We start from the raw sequence: 15,053 nt of genomic DNA, 5'->3' as shown, positions 1-15,053 counted from the left end.
GATGGAAAACAACCCAATGCCAAATATGATGCCAATGATGGAAAACAACCAGATGCCAAACATAATGCCGATGATGGAAAATAATCAAATGCCAAACATAATGCCAATGATGGAAAATAACCCAATGCCAAATATGATGCCAATGATGGAAAACAACCAGATGCCAAACGTAATGCCGATGATGGAAAACAACCCAATGCCAAATATGATGCCGCAACAGTATCCGTACTATCAACAACAAAATCCGTATTATAACATGCCGTATCCACAAGGAGCACCAATTGCACCGCAATATGCTTCGATGCCGAATATAATGCCAATGGAAAATAATATGCCGCCAATGATGCCAGAAGAGGAGGATTGTGGGTGCGGCGGTGAGGAAAGAACTTTATATAGTCCACAGCCAGGCGGACCACAGTACGCGCGCCCTTTATATTATCAACCAACACAGGCTGCATATGCACCTCAACCAGGTACAATGTATTATCAGCCAGATCCGCCAGATATTTTTGGAAATCCACTTGTGGAAGAAGAGGAATAAAGAGAACTTTATGGAAAATTTCAGGGGATTACTAGTGAAATATTAACAGTGTAAAAACCTTCTTTGTTACTCATGATAAGAGGGAGCTTTTCGAAAGAAAAGTTCATTCTAACAAGGGAGGTTTTTGTATTGAATAAAAAAGTTAAAATTATTGCTGCTTCTTTGTTAGTTACCAGTGCATTAGCTGCATGTGGTACACCTAAGAATAAAAGTGCAATGGATGGGCGTAATGCGAACTACAATTATGAACGTACATCTTATTATGATACACAGCCATACGGAAATAATGTAACACGTACAAATCAATATACAGATTATGTAACATATCGAAATGGAAATAGAGTTACAGATAATGTATATGATCGTCGTAATGATGTTGGATATAACTACTACCGTGATGTAAATTACCACGGTCAAATGGCAAATCCATATCCAACTCGTAACGTTACAATGAATAATTCATACATGAACAATGATGGTAAAACTGCAGAAAGAATTACAAATCGTGTTAAGGGTATGAATAATGTGGATCGTGTTTCTACAGTTGTGCGTGGAAATGATGTAGTTATTGCAGTGAAACCACGCAATCCAGTGACAGATGAAACGGCAATGGCAAATGAAATTCGTCAAGCAGTTGCGAATGATGTGAAAAACCGAAATGTATATGTAACAGTAAAAAATGACATGTTTGAACGTGTAGATACGATAAATACGCGTCTGCGCAGCGGAACAGTTACAAACGATTTAAATCGTGATGTAACAAATATGTTCCGAGACATTCGTGCTAGCCTTACTGGAACAGTACGTTAACAAAAAAAGAGGAAGGGGTATACCTTCCTCTTCTTACATAAATGTTTTTTTAGCGATTTTACTTTTAGACTAAGTAGTAATCATTCGTCATGATTCTGTAAACGATTTTTCTTGATAAAGTAACCAGCAGAATAAGAAGCTAAAAAGCATAAAAAGAAAATACTTCCCATAAGAATAGCTTCCCGTAGTGGCCTGTCAGGACTGAAAATAACATAGATAATTGCAAAAATGATTCCTACAATAGCAGAGCGTAAAACAAGCTTATAGTAAGGAGTCAATTTAATTCCTTTTTTATCTTCTTCTGCATCAATAGAAATTCCCATTTGTAAATAGCAGAGAAGGATACTTGTTAGCATGAATAATAACCATAATGGAGATTTTGTAATTTGATCTATTCCATTAGTAAAGCCAATATAAGCTAAAATCCCTATTATACCAATCGATTGAAAGATAAATGCAACTCGTATGTTTTTTAAATTTTGTAGTATGAGACGTTCATCTTTTATTTTTTTCAACATATTCATCTCCCGTTACCATATTTTTCGTTGGTTTTCATAACAATTGTAACATATATATTACATTAATCAATTTATATTTTACTATTAATTCGTTTCGTATGTTAAAAATCCATTTATTTACTAGTTATAATGGAAGTTGATTTGTTGGAGAAGCAAAATACGGTATGAGCAGGGAGTGAAATATTTTTTATGATTATCTTGCTTTCTGGTTATATTAATGTTATATTAGCAAAGCGATGAGCTAATTTACGTAAGACGAGAGATATGCTTAAGTGCTAAACACGCGGATGTGGCCGCCTGGTCTCTCGCCGTAAACGCATCAAGACGCCTGCTATGTTCAGGCGTCTTTCTTATTATATAAAAGTAAAGTGAAGTTTGGACAAGAGAATCTAAACTTCACTTTTTTGTGGTTTTAATATCAGAATATTCGAGTGATAGGTCCGTGAATATTCTCAAAAGAATTAAAATGTAAATGGTAATATATCACATGAAGGTTTCGCTTCATTCCGATCTCGCTTACGGATAAAACTTCTATTTCCGGAAAAACTAAGAATGGAAGTTCTATTTTGCCTAGAAGAGGTGAACGGAAATGAAATTCATGATGATTGCAGTTCAAGTTTTAATTGCTATATGTTGTTTGTCTCATGAATCGAGTGTGATGGCTGCGGTTACTATACCAGATGTAACGGAAAAAGAACCTCAAGTAACAATTTTGCTAGAGCGTATGTATTTAGATGGAGAAGCAAGTGAAGAAATTTTTACTGAAAAGGTAGCGAATTTAGAACAGTTTTTGAAGCAATATAAAGATTGGCAGCTTGTCGATCGTGATGATGTGCAAATTGTATTGCAAAAAAAGATAGATGACATTTCACCTTTACTAAAAACAAGCGGTTATTTCGGCGTTTCCAATGAGGGGATATTACAGATTTTTAACGGTGTACCAAACAGAGATAATGCGATTCATTCATTTTTTCAAATTGATATGAAAAAGCTAGAAAGTTATGAGCGAGCGGAACTAAAGCGTGGTATTCGTATAAAGTCAAAAGAGCGTTTTGTGAAGACGATTGAGAAAATGAAGCAGTATGCGGTGCAAAGTAAGAAAAACAGCAGCTCAGGATGAGCTGCTGTTTTTCTTATTTATTCTTAGCTAAGATTTGTTTTGCAATTTCATCAATTAACATATCTTTCCCGATTGGGTTAAATGCTTTTGTGTTAACGGCTTCGCTATAAAAAATGAAAAATCAAAGTAGAGAACATTTGTTGGGGTAGTCTCGCTTTTCTATCATTAAATATGTTAAAATGGAATACATGATTTGAGAGGGAGAGATCGTATTTTGTTTGAATATGTTACAGGCTATGTGGAATATGTAGGGCCAGAATATGTCGTTCTTGATCATAATGGAATTGGCTATCAAATTTTTACGCCAAATCCGTATGTATTTCAAAGAAGTAAGCAAGAAATTCGTGTATATACATATCATTATGTGAGAGAAGATATTATGGCGCTTTATGGATTTAAGACACGTGAAGAGCGTTTATTATTTACAAAACTTTTAGGTGTGTCAGGAATCGGGCCAAAAGGTGCACTTGCCATTTTAGCTTCTGGTCAAACCGGACAGGTCGTGCAAGCAATTGAAAATGAGGATGAAAAATTCTTAGTGAAATTCCCGGGCGTTGGAAAGAAAACAGCGCGCCAAATGATTTTAGATTTAAAAGGAAAATTAGCAGATGTTGTACCAGATGCATTTGTTGATTTATTCTCAGATGTAGAACGTTTAGATGAGAAGAAAGGGTCATCAGCTGAGCTTGATGAGGCGCTTGAGGCGCTTCGTGCACTTGGTTATGCAGAACGAGAAGTGTCTCGCGTTGTACCAGAATTATTAAAAGAATCACTTACGACGGATCAATATATTAAAAAGGCACTTAGTCTGTTACTAAATGGTAAGAGGTGAGTAGAATGGACGAACGTCTCCTTTCGGGAGAATCTGCATATGAAGATGCAGACTTAGAATATTCGTTACGGCCACAGACGCTCCGTCAGTATATTGGCCAAGATAAGGCGAAACATAATTTAGCAGTGTTTATTGAAGCAGCGAAAATGCGTGAGGAGACATTGGACCACGTACTATTATATGGACCGCCAGGACTAGGGAAAACGACGCTTGCCAATATTATTGCCAACGAAATGGGCGTTAATATTCGAACGACGTCAGGTCCAGCAATAGAGCGTCCAGGGGATTTAGCAGCGGTGTTAACAGCGCTTCAACCTGGTGATGTACTATTTATTGATGAAATTCACCGCTTGCATAGATCAATTGAAGAAGTATTATACCCAGCAATGGAGGATTTCTGTCTTGATATTGTTATTGGTAAAGGGCCGACAGCACGCTCTGTACGTCTCGATTTACCTCCATTCACATTAGTTGGTGCAACAACACGTGCAGGTGCGTTATCGGCACCGCTACGTGACCGTTTTGGTGTATTATCACGATTAGAGTATTATACAGTAGACCAACTATCGGCAATCGTTGAACGGACAGCAGAAGTGTTTGAAGTTGAGATAGATTCTTTGGCAGCATTAGAAATTGCAAGGCGTGCACGTGGTACGCCGCGTATCGCAAACCGTTTATTAAGACGTGTACGTGACTTTGCGCAAGTTCGCAGCGATGGAACGATTGCGATGGAAATTACACAAATGGCATTAGAACTCTTACAAGTGGATAAATTAGGTTTAGATCATATCGATCATAAGTTACTACTTGGTATTATTGAAAAATTCCGCGGTGGACCAGTTGGATTAGAAACGGTTTCAGCGACAATTGGAGAAGAGTCTACTACCATTGAAGATGTGTATGAACCATATTTACTCCAAATTGGATTCTTACAACGAACGCCAAGAGGACGAATCGTAACGCCGCTCGCTTATGAACATTTTGGAATGGAGATGCCTGGGGTTTGACGGATATGCCAAAGTTGCTTATTACGGCTGGTATTCTTCTTATAGTTGTTGGATTAGCTTGGAAGTTTATAGGAAGGCTTCCAGGCGATATTTTTGTGAAAAAAGGAAACGTTACCTTTTATTTTCCGATCATTACATGTATTGTGTTAAGTATTGTATTATCTTTTGTTATGTATATAATAAATCGATTTAAATAGAAATAGGTGGATATAGTTATGGATATTAATCTGTTTGATTTTCATTTACCTGAAGAACTTATCGCTCAAACGCCGCTTGAGAAGCGTGAAACATCAAGATTAATGGTGTTAGATCGTGAAACAGGTGATATTGAGCATAAGCATTTTACTGACATTCTTTCTTATTTACATGAGGGTGATTGTCTAGTTTTAAATGAAACGAAAGTTATGCCGGCTCGTTTACATGGTGTGAAAGAAGATACAGGTGCGCATATTGAAGTACTTCTTTTAAAACAAGAGGATGGCGATAAGTGGGAAACACTTGTGAAACCAGCGAAGCGTGTAAAAGAGGGAACTGTCATTTCTTTTGGTGAAGGAAAGCTAAAAGCAACTTGCACTGGAACAGCTGATCAAGGTGGTCGTCAACTTGAGTTTTCATATGACGGCATCTTTTATGAAATTTTAGATGAGCTTGGAGAAATGCCGCTTCCTCCATATATTAAAGAAACATTGGAAGATCGTGATCGTTATCAAACGGTATATGCGAAGGAAATCGGTTCTGCGGCAGCACCGACAGCTGGACTTCATTTTACTGAAGAGTTATTAGAGAAATTGAAGCAAAAAGGTGTTCAATTAGCATTTATTACACTTCATGTTGGCCTTGGAACATTTAGACCTGTTTCAGCTGATACAATTGAAGAACATCATATGCATGCAGAGTATTATCATATGTCAGAAGAAACAGCAGACTTGTTAAATCGTGTGAAAGAGAACGGTGGTCGCATTATTACAGTTGGGACAACGTCAACTCGTACGCTTGAAACAATTGCTACAGACCATGATGGTAAACTTTGTGCAGTATCTGGATGGACAGATATCTTTATGTACCCAGGTTATGAATTTAAAGCAATTGACGGTTTAATTACAAACTTCCACTTGCCAAAATCAACATTAATTATGCTTGTGAGTGCATTTTCAAATAGAGAGAATGTGCTTCATGCTTACAATGAAGCAGTAAAAGAAAAATACCGTTTCTTTAGTTTTGGTGATGCGATGTTCGTTGCATCGCATGCTAAAATGAGAAACAACAAATAAAAGGAGTAAATCTATGACAGCAATTCGTTATGAATTTATTAAAACATGTAAACAAACAGGTGCCCGTTTAGGCCGTGTTCATACACCACACGGTTCGTTTGATACACCAACATTTATGCCAGTTGGTACACTTGCAACAGTTAAAACGATGTCACCAGAAGAACTAAAAGCGATGGATTCAGGTATTATTTTAAGCAATACGTATCATTTATGGTTACGTCCAGGTCATGAAATTGTACGTGAAGCAGGTGGTTTACATAAATTTATGAACTGGGATCGTGCGATTTTAACGGATTCTGGTGGTTTCCAAGTATTTAGTTTAAGTGATTTCCGCCGTATTGAAGAAGAGGGCGTTCACTTCCGTAATCACTTAAATGGAGACAAGTTATTCTTATCACCAGAGAAGGCAATGGAAATTCAAAATGCATTAGGTTCAGATATTATGATGGCATTTGATGAGTGCCCACCATTCCCAGCTACTTTTGAATATATGAAAAAGTCTGTAGAACGTACAAGCCGCTGGGCAGAGCGTTGTTTAAAAGCGCATGAGCGCCCAGAGGATCAAGGATTGTTTGGTATTGTACAGGGCGGAGAGTTTGAAGAGCTTCGTCGTCAAAGTGCGAAAGATCTTGTTTCAATGGACTTCCCTGGCTATGCAGTAGGTGGATTATCAGTTGGGGAACCAAAGGATATTATGAATCGCGTACTTGAATTTACAACGCCACTCCTTCCAGACAATAAACCGCGTTATTTAATGGGAGTAGGTTCTCCTGACTCGTTAATTGATGGAGCGATTCGTGGTATCGATATGTTTGACTGTGTACTTCCAACTCGTATTGCGCGAAATGGTACATGTATGACAAGTGAGGGGCGTCTCGTTGTGAAAAATGCGAAGTTTGCAAGAGATTTTGGTCCGCTTGATCCAAACTGTGATTGTTACACATGTAAAAATTACTCTCGTGCGTACATTCGTCACTTAATGAAATGTGATGAAACATTCGGAATTCGCTTAACGTCTTATCACAACCTTCATTTTCTGTTAAACTTAATGGAGCAGGTGAGACAAGCCATTCGTGAAGATCGTCTTGGCGATTTCCGCGAAGAGTTCTTTGAGCAATATGGCTTTAATAAACCAAATGCTAAAAACTTCTAATACATAATTATTAAAGGAGGAATAAACGATGAATCCAGGTATGATGAATATTATCATGATCGTTGCAATGTTTGCGATCTTCTACTTCTTATTAATTCGCCCGCAACAAAAGCGTCAAAAGGCGGTAGCCCAAATGCAAAGTGAATTAACAAAAGGCGATGCTATCGTAACAATTGGTGGTTTACACGGTACAATTGAATCAGTAGAGGATACTACGATTGTTATTAAATCTGGTGGTTCACACTTAACATTCGATCGCAATGCGATTCGTGAAGTTGTGAAGAAGTAATAAGTGAAAGCCCTGCGAAATGCAGGGCTTTTTTCAATTTGTCCGTTTGGTCATATTAACGCCAAAGATTCCTCCAAGTGTACTTGATCCCATTAATGCAAGTTGATAGAGTAGCTGTGAGTTGGATAAAGAATGTGAGAAACCTAAATAGTTAACAAGAAATACAAGAATGGTAAAGGTAAGCCCAGTTGTAAAACCAACTAACCATCCTTTACCTTGTGCTTTTTTACCAGCGACAAAACCAGAGATGAGCATGGAAAGGAGAGCAAATACAAAAATAGTAATGGCCAATGTCCCTTCATTGATATTGGTGAACTTTAACAAAAGAGCAATTGTCATACTTGTAATAGAGGCAAGAACCAATACAGTGATAACACCAAACCCGATTGCTGTAGATAATCTTTTCGTTCCATCCACTATGCATACCTCCTTTTTAATACAAGCATATTTTCAATTTGGATAAGTTAGACTAGTTTCTTTTTTACAGGGAAGTCTATAAATAGAAAAGGTGTAAAAAAGGAGATGAGGGAATGGAATGGCTATCAATAGTTGGTCGGACAATGCTTCTATATGTTGTGATTTTAATTATTTTTCGCATGATGGGAAAGCGAGAAATTGGCGAACTAAGTGTATTAGATTTAGTAGTTTTTATTATGCTTGGTGAGATGGCTGTTGTGGCAATTGAAAATACAGATAAGTCCCTTTGGCATCAGCTTGTTCCCATGGTACTGCTTATGGGTGTACAAATCACTTTATCGATTGTTTCTTTGAAAAATCAGCGTATTCGGCATTTGATAGAGGGGGAACCCGCTATCATTGTGAATGCAGGAAAAATTGATGAGAGACAGATGCGAAAGCAGCGTTACAATATAGACGATTTGATGGTGCAATTACGTGAGCAGGGAATTGGAGATGTACGTGATGTAGAGTATGCGATTTTAGAGCCAACTGGGAAGTTATCTGTCTTTCAAAAACAAAAAAGTAAGAAGAGTAAAAATGATACACCGCTTTTTTCACTTCCATTAATTATTGACGGAGAAATTCAACAAAAACATTTACAAATGATTGAGCATTCGGATGATTGGCTTGTAGAGAAGTTAAAAAACTTAGGGCATAATGATGTGAAGAGGATTTTGTATTGTAGTTTTCAAAATGGACAGTTTTTTGTTGATGTTAAAGAGGAATAAAGGCTTGCCATTTTTAGAAACGGCAAGCCTGTTTGTTTTCAAGCGAACAGTTTACGAATAATCGGAATGCGTCGTAATTCTTCTTTACGAATCAGTTTAAAAATAAACAGAAGTAGAATGTAGATAGTAGTAGTTAATGTAATTTCCCATAATGTTTGTATACCGAGTGAGTGTGAAAAAACAATATACTTGTGAAGACAGAAACCAAAAGCTCCTGCGACAACAATCGCAATTCCCCCGAAAATATAATCTCTCATGTAAATTGTGAATGTAATTTTCTTTAAGACTGTAGCGTAGTGAAGAAATGTCACAGTTACAATGTTAGCGGCGATAGCGAGTGCAACGCCCATCATTTGAAACTCTGGACGTGAAGCGAGTACAAAAATAACGAGTAGTTTGACAATAGCTCCGATAAATGTGTTCATCATTGCAGCGCGTGCTAAGTTTAAAGCTTGCAAAACAGATGTAAGAGGGCTTTGGAAGTAGTGAAATAAAAAGCACGGTGCAAGTAATTGAATGAATGAAGTTGCGCTGTCAGATCCATACATGAGAGTTAAGACAGGGGAGGCGAATACATAAAGAATGACGACCGACCAGCCTCCTGTAATTAAAGAAATACGAAGTGCCTGTTGCAGGCGGTGTTCAACTAATCGATGTTGCTTTTTTACCATCGCTTCACTAATGGATGGTACAAGTGCTGTAGAAAGAGCATATGTAATAAAAGCTGGCAGCGACAAAAGCGGAAATGCATAGCCATTTAATATACCGTACTGCTTCGTAGCGACTGAAGCGGCAACACCGGCAATTGCTAAACTTTGCATCACAACAATGGGCTCGAAAAAATAAGAAACGGAACCGATTAAACGACTTCCTGTAGTTGGAAGCGCAATTTCCATAAGTGAATGAAAAGTGTGTTTGCTTTCTTTGACAGTGCTTAGAAAATCTGTTCGTATAGAAAGATGTTTTTCACGCTGGAATAATGTGAGCAAGAATAATAAAGAAGCTACTTCACCGAGAACAGATGAGAGCATTGCACCTGCCGCTGCATATTCAACGCCGTAAGGTAAAAATAGCCGAATGCATACAGCGATAATAGTAATGCGAACCACTTGTTCCAGCACTTGGGCATAGGCACTTGGTTTCATATTTTGTTTTCCTTGGAAATAACCGCGTAAAACAGATGAAATAGCAATAACAGGAACGACAGGTAAAATAGCTATGAGTGGATAGTATGTTCTTTCATCTGTAAGTAATGTTTCAGCCAAAATAGGAGCTAGAAGCATGATAGCGATTGTTAAGATAATACTAATAACGGATGTAACAGCTAATGATACTGTTAATATTCTTTTTACTTTTTGTTTATCATTCACCGCTTCCGCCTCTGCGACGAATTTTGCAATGGCGACAGGAAGCCCGATTTGCGTTAAGGTAATTGCTAAAATGAAAGTAGGGACAGCCATCATATAAAGACCGACGCCTTCTTCTCCTACAATGCGTGCCATTACAATACGGTTGATAAACCCAAGAATTTTTGTAATAAAACCAGCTAGCATTAAAATAAATGCACCTCGTAAAAAGCTTTGTCTTGTCATGATCTTCTCCTACCTTCTCAAAATCAATGGAATGATTTACAATAATTTATATGCACGTATGAGACAAGAATGACAAGCATTTAAGAGGACGGTTACGAAAGTAAAACTTCTGCTAAGAAGAAACGAGAGAAATGGAACTCTTAAAGGTAAGTGATTGCTGTCCATTAGAGCGGGATAAAAAGCGACTTTTCGTGCTGAAATATGAAGGAGATGTGATGTATGGTGGAAAAAGAAGAGTTGGTAGAAGCTTACCGCGGACAGCTACAAGTCGTTTTGCAAAGTAAAGTGGAGGAATTCCAAATGCTTGGTTATGACCGAGTGACGATTGACGATATTTGGAAATGTTTAAAAAATAAAAAGTGGAAAAAGATAGACAGTAATGTTAGATTACATGAACTAGTGAATGACGTACTAACATTAACTACAAATGAGTATATGACCTATTTAACGGTTGAAGCATATCAAGAGCCACTTTGGTCATTCGAAGAATATGAAAATAAATAATCGACTGTAATTGGTTTGTTCTTCCTTTTGCAGTATAATGATAGGTATTGATAAAGAGGAGTTTATTATGTCAGAGATTTTACGTAAAGGAGGTAGGGAGCAAAACTTATAATGATATGTAGGAGCATCTAGGTTGTACATCTGTAGAACCACAACCTAGATGGCTAGTGGTGAGCTAGTAAAAAAACACTGGGAAATTTACAGAAAGGACGTCTACTAATTAGACAAACTCATATGTGTAGAGGAATACCTGTGAATGATAAAGCTGTAATAGCCACAGGGAATTGTCTAGCGTAAATGAATTGTAGGATTTATTTACGGTTTTAGTAGCAGAAAGAAGGTACATATGGCAAAGCGCAGTACGAGAATCGTCGCCTTTTTTCTCATCGTTTTATTAATCGGTGGAATTATTGGTACGACAGGAAAAAACATAACAAAAGGAATTAGTCTTGGACTAGACCTTCGCGGTGGCTTTGAAATCTTGTATGAAGTAAAACCTGCGAAAAAAGGAGATAAAATCGATCATGATGCACTTGTAAGTACAGTAGGTGCTCTTAATAATCGTGTCAATGTTCTTGGTGTAAGTGAACCGAACATTCAAATCGAAGGGACAGATCGAATTCGTGTTCAGCTGGCTGGTGTGCAAGATCAGCAAAAAGCACGTGAAATTTTATCTACACAAGCAAAATTAACATTCCGTGATGTGAATGATAACCTTCTCATGGACGGAACAGATTTAAAGGGCGGCGGAGCGAAGCAAACGTTTGATGAACAAGGTCGACCAAGTGTTGGGCTTACATTGAAAAGCGCTGATAAATTCCGCGAAGTAACTGAAAAAATCTCTAAAATGCCTCCACCAACAAACTTAATGGTGATTTGGCTTGATTTTGAAGAAGGTAAAGATTCGTATAAAGCAGAAGCTGCAAAACCGAATCCAAAATTCTTATCAGCAGCAACAGTAAACCAAGTGTTTAATCAAGCTGAAGTTTCAATCGTAGGTGGAAACTTTACAGTTGAAAGTGCAAAACAACTTTCATCTTTATTAAATGCGGGTGCACTTCCTGTTGATTTAAAAGAAATGTATTCAACATCTGTTGGAGCAAAATTTGGTCAACAAGCATTGCAAGAAACGATTTTTGCTAGTGCGATCGGGATTGCTCTTATCTTCTTATTCATGCTTGTATTCTACCGTTTACCAGGGTTTGTAGCGGTCATTATGTTAGGCTTATACATTTTCGTTACATTGCTCGTCTTTAACTGGATGCATGCAGTTCTTACCTTACCAGGTATCGCGGCGCTAGTGCTCGGGGTTGGTATTGCAGTTGATGCGAATATCATTACGTACGAAAGGCTGAAGGAAGAATTACGAATTGGTAAGTCTCTCATGTCAGCGTACCGTGCTGGTAATCATCGCTCATTAGCGACGATTTTAGATGCGAACATTACGACACTTGCGGCAGCTGGTGTATTATTTGTATATGGTACAAGCTCTGTACAAGGGTTCGCAACAAGTTTAATTGTAAGTATTTTAGTTGGTTTCATTACGAACGTATTCGGTACTCGTTTCCTACTTGGATTACTTGTAAAAAGCCGTTACTTCGATAAGAAAATCTCTTACTTTGGTGTAAAACAGAAAGAAATTATTCCGTTGTCAAAAGGGGTAGAACATGCACCAACGAAATTTGATCGCATTAACTTTGTAAATATTGGTCACAAATTCTTCTTATTCTCAGTTGTAGTTGTGATTGCTGGAGCAATTATACTACCAATTTTCAAAATGAACCTTGGTATTGACTTTGCAAGCGGTACACGTATGGACTTGCAATCAAACCAAGCGATTAGTGTAGATCAAGTACAAAAAGACTTGCATGAACTGAAGATTGATGTGAAAAAAGAAGATATTGTATCAACAGGAAATGACAATAAAGGATTTGCCGTTCGTACAATTGGTGTTTTATCGAAAGATGAAATTGCAAAAGTGAAAACATTCTTCCACGATAAATATGGTACAGAGCCGAATATAAGTACGGTTTCTCCAACAATCGGGAAAGAAATCGCGCAAAACGCATTTATTGCAGTTATGATTGCCTCAGCGGTTATCGTTTTATATGTAAGTATTCGTTTCCGTTTCACATACGCACTATCTGCCGTATTAGCATTGCTGCATGATGCGTTCGTTATGATTGTTATATTCAGTATCTTCCAATTGGAAGTAGATATAACATTTATCGCTGCGGTATTAACAATCATCGGTTATTCCATCAATGACTCGATTGTTACATTTGACCGAAACCGTGAGCTATATAAACAGAAAAAACGAATTCGCGACTTAAAAGATTTAGAAGAAATCGTAAACTCAAGTATTCGTCAAACAATTGGTCGTTCCATTAATACCGTTCTAACGGTATTGCTCCCGGTTATTGCGCTGCTGATTTTTGGTAGTGAATCACTACGAAACTTCTCACTTGCATTAATGATTGGGCTAGTTGTAGGTACGTACTCTTCTGTTTTCGTTGCTTCTCAAATTTGGCTAATGCTTGAAAATCGCCGTTTGAAAAAAGGTAAAGGTACGAAAAAAGGAAATGCAGGAGTATCTGAACCACAAGTATAAAATTTAGAACAGCACATATAAAAAAGATGATGCCTCTTTAGAGGCATCTCTTTTTTCGTTTGCGGATACAATAAAGTGATACTTCCTTTCGCGCTTTTTGCTAAAGGGTAGTAGAACCAATCGAGAGTAAAATAAATTCTTTTGCTAAAAAACGGACCATGGAGAAACTGGAAGGAAGTGATACTTTTGCCATTATTTTTTGTTACAATATAAAGGTATTTTGAGAAAAGAAGGGATTTCGGTTATGGAAAAAGATGAACGTTTTAAACAGGCGGAGTTTGGCGCTATTGTTGGAATCGTTGGAAATATTGTATTAGCGATTGTAAAAGCGGTAATCGGCTATATTGGAAATAGTAAGGCTCTTTTAGCAGACGCAGTTCATTCAGGATCAGATGTGATTGGTTCGTTAGCTGTGCTTTTTGGATTACGAGCGGCGAAGCAACCCCCCGATGAAGATCATCCTTATGGTCATGGAAAAGCGGAATCGATTTCAGCGATTATTGTTGCAGTATTACTATTTATTGTTGGAATTGAAATTGTAATTTCTTCCGTAAAGGCTTTTACGCAAGAGCTTGAACCGCCAAAGGGAATTACAATTTTTGCGGTTATTCTTTCTATCGTTGTGAAAGAGGGAATGTTTCGGTATAAGTATCGATTAGGTAAACGGGTAAACAGTGATGCAATTATTGCAAATGCATATGAGCACCGTTCAGATGTGTTTTCTTCAATTGCAGCTTTAATCGGGATTTGTGCAGCTATTATTGGGAATAAACTCGGTTTAGATTGGCTTGTGTACGCTGATCCAGTTGCAGGATTATTTGTTTCATTACTTGTTGTGAAAATGGCATGGAGTATTGGAGGCGAAGCAATCCATACAACGCTTGATCACGTTCTTCACGAAGAAGATGTCATTCCGCTAAGAGAAGCAGTCCTTCAAGTAGAGGGTGTTAAAAAAATTGGGTCCCTATATGCGCGTGAACATGGTCATTATGTTATTGTCGATATTAAAGTGTCTGTTGACCCATATATTACAGTGGAAGAAGGACATCGCATTGGAAAACATGTGAAAGAAGTGTTAATGAAGCAAGATAATGTCCAAAATGTTTTTGTACATATTAATCCGTATTCTCCTGATTGATATGGAGCGGTTCCTGTAAAAAAGTAAATATTCATCTAATTATGGAGATATTCAGTCTATATTGTCACCCCTTAATCTGTCTTGTATAATGAACAGGTTAAGGGGTGATTTCGTGTTACAACCGAAGACGCGTTGGAAAGAAAAGTCGTATAATGAGGAAATGGTGAGTGAATTAGCAAGTAAATTGCAATTATCACCACTTGTTATTTCGTTATTCCTCGGTAGAGGTTTAGATACAGAAGATAAGATTGTGGATTTTTTAAATACAGAAGGGCAAGAATTTCACGATCCATTTTTACTTAAAGGGATGGACCGTACAGTAGAACGTGTAAGGCAAGCCATTCAAAATGGAGAGCAGATTTTAATATTTGGCGATTATGATGCGGGTGCGACACGTTTCTAAGTGAAAAGCTTAGACACTGAGGGGATGATTAATATCCTCAGGAGAACTGATTTCTTGATAGGTGGAATGATGGGGTA

15 protein-coding genes and 2 pseudogenes are annotated in these 15,053 nt (G+C 37.6%); 14 read left to right on the top strand and 3 right to left on the bottom strand.

Translation table 11 applies throughout. The annotated features are described in order from the left end of the window. Together ACIQ7L_RS17600 and ACIQ7L_RS17595 are read left to right on the top strand one after the other, a co-directional pair. A pseudogene (locus tag ACIQ7L_RS17600) lies at positions 1–541 on the top strand (peptigoglycan-binding protein LysM); the annotation flags it as partial. Between the two features lie 129 nt (positions 542–670). Next, positions 671–1,351 carry a YhcN/YlaJ family sporulation lipoprotein gene (locus ACIQ7L_RS17595; RefSeq protein ID WP_400570763.1) on the top strand — a complete coding sequence of 227 codons (681 nt, stop codon included), beginning with the start codon at positions 671–673 and terminating at the stop codon, positions 1,349–1,351. Positions 1,352–1,431: 80 nt separating this feature from the next. On the opposite strand, the gene ACIQ7L_RS17590 is transcribed toward ACIQ7L_RS17595, so the two are convergent. Further along, a complete protein-coding gene (locus tag ACIQ7L_RS17590) occupies positions 1,432–1,875 on the bottom strand; it encodes a branched-chain amino acid ABC transporter substrate-binding protein (RefSeq protein ID WP_400570762.1) in 444 nt (147 codons plus the stop codon). Positions 1,876–2,458: 583 nt separating this feature from the next. Here ACIQ7L_RS17590 and ACIQ7L_RS17585 point away from each other — a divergent pair. The 7 genes from ACIQ7L_RS17585 to yajC all read left to right on the top strand — a co-directional run bounded on the left by ACIQ7L_RS17585 (position 2,459) and on the right by yajC (position 7,541). After that, positions 2,459–2,989, top strand: coding sequence for a BofC C-terminal domain-containing protein (locus ACIQ7L_RS17585; RefSeq protein WP_400570761.1), 531 nt, complete (start codon positions 2,459–2,461; stop codon positions 2,987–2,989). Positions 2,990–3,203: 214 nt separating this feature from the next. After that, positions 3,204–3,821: a Holliday junction DNA helicase RuvA gene (gene ruvA, locus ACIQ7L_RS17580; protein ID WP_335358844.1), complete on the top strand. Its 618-nt coding sequence runs from the start codon at positions 3,204–3,206 to the stop codon at positions 3,819–3,821. 5 nt (positions 3,822–3,826) lie between these two features. Then, complete coding sequence (gene ruvB / locus ACIQ7L_RS17575; RefSeq protein ID WP_400570760.1) at positions 3,827–4,828, top strand: Holliday junction branch migration DNA helicase RuvB; 1,002 nt, start codon at positions 3,827–3,829, stop codon at positions 4,826–4,828. After that, entirely contained in the window at positions 4,825–5,025 is a 201-nt protein-coding gene (locus ACIQ7L_RS17570) for a DUF2905 domain-containing protein (RefSeq protein ID WP_400570759.1), read from the top strand. Before ruvB ends, ACIQ7L_RS17570 begins: the two co-directional genes overlap by 4 nt. Before the next feature lie 18 nt (positions 5,026–5,043). Beyond that, on the top strand, positions 5,044–6,099 hold the full coding sequence (gene queA / locus ACIQ7L_RS17565) for a tRNA preQ1(34) S-adenosylmethionine ribosyltransferase-isomerase QueA (protein WP_400570758.1): 1,056 nt from the start codon (positions 5,044–5,046) through the stop codon (positions 6,097–6,099). Positions 6,100–6,112: 13 nt separating this feature from the next. Then, entirely contained in the window at positions 6,113–7,252 is a 1,140-nt protein-coding gene (gene tgt / locus ACIQ7L_RS17560; protein ID WP_400570757.1) for a tRNA guanosine(34) transglycosylase Tgt, read from the top strand. Positions 7,253–7,280: 28 nt separating this feature from the next. Next, positions 7,281–7,541: a preprotein translocase subunit YajC gene (gene yajC, locus ACIQ7L_RS17555; protein ID WP_097897042.1), complete on the top strand. Its 261-nt coding sequence runs from the start codon at positions 7,281–7,283 to the stop codon at positions 7,539–7,541. A gap of 33 nt (positions 7,542–7,574) precedes the next feature. Here the strand turns inward: yajC and ACIQ7L_RS17550 are convergent, their stop codons facing one another. Next, positions 7,575–7,958, bottom strand: coding sequence for a TIGR04086 family membrane protein (locus ACIQ7L_RS17550; RefSeq protein WP_400570756.1), 384 nt, complete (start codon positions 7,956–7,958; stop codon positions 7,575–7,577). A 113-nt stretch (positions 7,959–8,071) separates the two neighbouring features. On the opposite strand from ACIQ7L_RS17550, the gene ACIQ7L_RS17545 reads away from it, so the two are divergent. Then, entirely contained in the window at positions 8,072–8,728 is a 657-nt protein-coding gene (locus ACIQ7L_RS17545; RefSeq protein WP_400570755.1) for a DUF421 domain-containing protein, read from the top strand. A 38-nt stretch (positions 8,729–8,766) separates the two neighbouring features. On the opposite strand, the gene spoVB is transcribed toward ACIQ7L_RS17545, so the two are convergent. Then, positions 8,767–10,320: a stage V sporulation protein B gene (spoVB, locus tag ACIQ7L_RS17540; RefSeq protein ID WP_097897039.1), complete on the bottom strand. Its 1,554-nt coding sequence runs from the start codon at positions 10,318–10,320 to the stop codon at positions 8,767–8,769. A 219-nt stretch (positions 10,321–10,539) separates the two neighbouring features. On the opposite strand from spoVB, the gene ACIQ7L_RS17535 reads away from it, so the two are divergent. The 4 genes and pseudogenes from ACIQ7L_RS17535 to ACIQ7L_RS17520 form a co-directional block, all read left to right on the top strand. Then, positions 10,540–10,824 (top strand): post-transcriptional regulator, encoded by a 285-nt coding sequence (locus tag ACIQ7L_RS17535; RefSeq protein ID WP_400570754.1) that lies wholly within the window; start codon positions 10,540–10,542, stop codon positions 10,822–10,824. 346 nt (positions 10,825–11,170) lie between these two features. Next, on the top strand, positions 11,171–13,435 hold the full coding sequence (gene secDF / locus ACIQ7L_RS17530) for a protein translocase subunit SecDF (RefSeq protein WP_400570753.1): 2,265 nt from the start codon (positions 11,171–11,173) through the stop codon (positions 13,433–13,435). Positions 13,436–13,679: 244 nt separating this feature from the next. Further along, positions 13,680–14,573, top strand: a complete 894-nt coding sequence (locus ACIQ7L_RS17525) for a cation diffusion facilitator family transporter (protein ID WP_400570752.1) — start codon at positions 13,680–13,682, stop codon at positions 14,571–14,573. 112 nt (positions 14,574–14,685) lie between these two features. Beyond that, positions 14,686–14,958, top strand: a pseudogene (locus ACIQ7L_RS17520) (single-stranded-DNA-specific exonuclease RecJ); the annotation flags it as partial. Positions 14,959–15,053 lie beyond the last annotated feature (95 nt).

The organism is Bacillus sp. NPDC094106, from assembly GCF_044764345.1.
Lineage (GTDB): Bacteria > Bacillota > Bacilli > Bacillales > Bacillaceae_G > Bacillus_A.
The sequence above is the reverse complement of the archived record's forward strand: the minus strand, read 5'-3'. Positions and strand labels throughout refer to the sequence as shown.